We start from the raw sequence: 2,837 nt of genomic DNA, 5'->3' as shown, positions 1-2,837 counted from the left end.
GGCCGGTCGCCAAGATCATCGCGGTGATCATCATCATCGTCACGGGCCTGACCCTTGCGTTCGGCGAGACCTCCGGCGGCTCGCGCAAGCTGATCCAGATCGTCTTTGGCCTGTCGATCGCCTTCGCCGCCAGCTCCTTCTTCCTTTCGTTCTTCTCGTTCGGCGGCGGAGCGCTGGTCTGATGGCCGGCGTTCGCGCGATGGGGTTCGCCGCGCCCGTCCATCGGGCCCTGACCGAACCGATGCTGCTGGCCGGCGCCCCGCGCGCGATCGCCCTGGTCAACGGCACCCTGGCCGCGGCCTTGGGCGTGGGCCTGCGGCTCTGGATCGTCGGCCTGGCGGTCTGGCTGGTCGGTCATGGCCTGGCCGTCTGGATCGCGCGGCGCGACCCGCAGATCTTCGACGTCGGCCGCCGCCACGTGCGCCTGCCCGTGCGCCTGGAGGCTTGAGCCGTGCTCGACCTTCGCGAATACCGGCGCCGTCCGATCCTGCTGGCCGACTTCCTGCCGTGGGCGGCCCTGGTCGCCCCCGGTGTCGTCCTCAACAAGGACGGCGGCTTCCAGCGCACCGCCGAGTTCCGAGGCCCCGACCTCGACAGCGCCACCGACGCGGAGGTCGCCGCCGTCGCCGCGCGGCTCAACGGCGCCCTGCGCCGTCTGGGTTCGGGCTGGGCCATCTTCGTGGAAGCCCGACGCGACCCGTCGGGGGCCTATCCCGACAGCCGCTTTCCCGACCCGGTGTCGGCCCTGGTCGACGCCGAGCGCCGGGCCGACTTCCAGGACAGCGGCGAGCACTTCGAGAGCCGCTATTTCCTGACCCTCAGCTACCTGCCGCCCGCCGAGCAGCGGGGCCGCATCGAGCGTCTGTTCGTCGAGGGGCGGGCCGGGCGCGACGTCGACTGGCGCGCCGAGCTAGTCGCCTTCATCGATCGGTCAGGCCGGCTGTTGGCGCTGCTCGACGGCCTGATGCCGCAACTCTCCTGGCTCGATGATCCAGCGACCTTGAGCTTCCTGCATGGGGCGGTGTCGACGGGCCGCCAGGCCGTGGCGGTTCCTGAAACCCCTATCTATCTCGACAGCCTTCTCGCGACCGAGCCCCTGACCGGCGGGCTTGAGCCACGCCTGGGCCGCGCGCACCTGCGCGTCCTGACCCTGGTCGGCTTTCCGCCGTCGACCACGCCGGGCCTGCTCGACGACCTCAACCGCCTGGCCTTCGCCTATCGCTGGTCCACCCGTGCGCTCTGCCTGGACAAGGCCGCCGCCCAGGCGCTCCTGGGCAAGATCCGCCGCCAGTGGTTCGCCAAGCGCAAGTCGGTGCTGGTGCTGCTGCGCGAGGCCCTGACCCAGGAGCCCTCGGCCCTGGTCGACAACGACGCGGCCAACAAGGCCGGCGAGGCCGATCTGGCGCTGCAGGACCTCGGCGGCGACGCGGTGGCCTACGCCTATGTGACGGCCAGTCTCGTGGTCTGGGACGAGGATCCGGCCCGCGCCGACGCCAAGCTGGCCCTGGCCGAGAAGGTGATCCAGGGGCGCGACCTCACCGTCATTCGCGAGGACGTCAACGCTGTCGAGGCCTGGATGGGCACGCTCCCTGGCCACGCCTACGCCAATGTCCGCCAGCCGCCGCTCTCGACCCTGAACCTGGCTCACCTGGCGCCTATGTCGGCCGTCTGGGCCGGACCCGAGCGCAACCGCCACCTGGGTGGCCCGCCGCTGCTGATCGCGCGCACCGCCGGCTCGACGCCGTTTCGGCTGTCGCTGCATGTCGATGATGTCGGCCACACCCTGGTCGTGGGGCCGACCGGCGCCGGCAAGAGCGTCCTGCTGGCCATGCTGGCCCTGTCGTTCCGGCGCTATCGCGACGCGCAAGTCTTCGCCTTCGACTTCGGCGCGTCCAGCCGCGCGGCCGCGCTCGCCATGGGCGGCGACTTCGAGGACCTGTCGGGCGAGAGCCGGGCCGCGCCGATCCTCCAGCCGCTGGCCCTGATCGACGCGCCCGAGGAGCGCGCCTGGGCGGCCGACTGGCTGGCGGCGATCCTCGCCCGCGAGGGCATCGCCATCACCCCGGCCGTGCGCGAGCACCTTTGGGCGGCGCTAGGCAGTCTGGCCGGCGCCCCTTTGGCCGAGCGCAGTCTGACGGGTTTGGTCGCGCTGCTGGCCAGTCCGCCCCTTAAGGCGGCGCTGGCGCCATTCGTGCTGGGCGGGGCGCACGGTCGCCTGCTGGATGGGGCTGGCGAAGCGCTCGGCATTGTCGCGGCAGGCGCTGGCCGTGACGCGGAGATGATGGGCCTCGAAGTGCTGGATGGCGGCCACCAGCGCCTCGGGCGTCTGCTGGTGGAACAGGACGCCGGTGGGCGCCGGCTCGTCCAGGTCGCGCACGATCTCGGCGGCCCCGCCCTTGCCGTAGGCGATCACCGGCGCGCCGCAGGCCTGCACCTCGACCATGGCGATGCCGAAATCCTCCTCGGCGGCGAAGACGAAGGCGCGGGCGCGCTCGAGCAGGTCGCGGGCCTGCTGGCCGTAGCCCAGCCAGCGGTAGACCGTGCTGTCCGGGGCGCGCAGCGCAAGCTGGGCGTCCAGCACGGCCTTCTGGCTGGGAAAGAGGTCCACCAGCACGGTGTAGGGGATGCTCTGCACACCGTATTCCTGCGCGGCAGCGTTGTTCCAGAACCCCAGGTCGCTCACGTGCTTCCAGGGCAGGCCGTCGTCCTTGATGGCCTTGACCCAGGCGGCCAGGCTCCCGTCGGCGATGCCGAGCGACTTGGCGAAAGCGTCATCGACTTCCGGCAGATGCGCCCACTCCACCTTCTTCAGCGTGATCGTGAACTCGGCGGTCTTG

The 2,837-nt window shown here is 71.4% G+C and carries 2 protein-coding genes and 2 pseudogenes; 3 read left to right on the top strand and 1 reads right to left on the bottom strand.

Annotated features, from left to right (window positions below; genetic code table 11):
* The 3 genes and pseudogenes from Q0379_RS15275 to Q0379_RS24250 form a co-directional block, all read left to right on the top strand.
* Positions 1-182: TrbC/VirB2 family protein (locus tag Q0379_RS15275; protein ID WP_299010542.1), on the top strand; the 182-nt coding region annotated here is incomplete at its 5' end.
* On the top strand, positions 182-448 hold the full coding sequence (locus Q0379_RS15270) for a VirB3 family type IV secretion system protein (RefSeq protein WP_299010539.1): 267 nt from the start codon (positions 182-184) through the stop codon (positions 446-448). The genes Q0379_RS15275 and Q0379_RS15270, both read left to right, overlap by 1 nt.
* A 3-nt stretch (positions 449-451) precedes the next feature.
* Positions 452-2,224 (top strand): annotated as a pseudogene (locus tag Q0379_RS24250) (conjugal transfer protein TrbE); the annotation flags it as partial.
* A gap of 114 nt (positions 2,225-2,338) precedes the next feature.
* On the opposite strand, the pseudogene Q0379_RS24245 reads toward Q0379_RS24250, so the two are convergent.
* A pseudogene (locus Q0379_RS24245) lies at positions 2,339-2,581 on the bottom strand (glycosyltransferase); the annotation flags it as partial.
* Positions 2,582-2,837 lie beyond the last annotated feature (256 nt).

It is taken from the genome of uncultured Caulobacter sp. (assembly GCF_937900395.1).
Taxonomy (GTDB): Bacteria; Pseudomonadota; Alphaproteobacteria; order Caulobacterales; family Caulobacteraceae; genus Caulobacter.
The sequence above is the reverse complement of the archived record's forward strand: the minus strand, read 5'-3'. Positions and strand labels throughout refer to the sequence as shown.